This window comes from Azospirillum sp. ST 5-10 (assembly GCF_051225715.1).
Lineage (GTDB): Bacteria > Pseudomonadota > Alphaproteobacteria > Azospirillales > Azospirillaceae > Azospirillum.
In genome coordinates this window covers 1-821 of record NZ_JBPJSP010000094.1, presented here as the reverse complement: position 1 = coordinate 821, position 821 = coordinate 1, and the positions used below count along the sequence as shown (strand labels likewise).

General features: G+C 72.5%; 1 protein-coding gene. It reads left to right on the top strand.

What is annotated here, in order from left to right:
• A partial coding sequence (locus ACSBPG_RS31945; RefSeq protein ID WP_435541293.1) for an amino acid ABC transporter permease occupies positions 1-821 on the top strand: 821 nt, incomplete at both ends.

The window sequence follows — 821 nt, the reverse complement described above, 5'->3', positions numbered from 1 at the left end:
ATCGCCACCGGCTTCGACTTCCTGTCGCGCGAGGCGTCGTTCGGCATCGGCGAGAGCCTGATCGACTACCACCCCCGCGACAGCTACGGCTACGCCTTCGTCGTGGGCATCCTGAACACCCTCAAGGTGGCGGTCATCGGCATCGTGCTGGCGACGGTCATCGGCACCCTGGTCGGCATCGCCCGCCTCTCCAGCAACTGGCTGGTGGCCAAGCTGGCCTCGGTCTACATCGAGATCGTCCGCAACATCCCGCCGCTGCTCCAGCTCTTCTTCTGGTACGCGGTGGTGACCGAGAGCATGCCGCCGGTGCGCCAGGCCCTCAACCCGCTGCCCGGCGTCTTCGTCACCCAGCGCGGCGTCTGGTTCCCGGTGCCGGTCGCCGACCCGGCGTGGGCCTGGGTGGGCGTCGCCCTGCTGGTCGGCATCGTCGCCGCGGTGGCGGTGCGGCGCTGGGCGGCGGCGCGCCAGGCGCGCACCGGGCAGCCCTTCCCGACGGGCTGGGCGACGCTGGGCTGCGTCGCCGGGCTGCCGTTCCTGGCGTTCCTCGCCGGCGGCGCCCCCACCGAGCTGGACATGCCGCAGCTCGCCGGCTTCAACTTCCGCGGCGGGGTGGCGATCTCGCCGGAGTTCTTCGCCATCCTGATGGGGCTGGTGATCTACACCGCCGCCTTCATCGCCGAGGTGGTGCGCAACGGCATCCTGGCGGTGAGCTGGGGCCAGACCGAGGCGGCCCGCGCGCTCGGCCTGCCGGGCGGGCTGACCCTGCGCCTGGTGGTGCTGCCGCAGGCGCTGCGGGTGATCGTGCCGCCGCTGACCAGCCA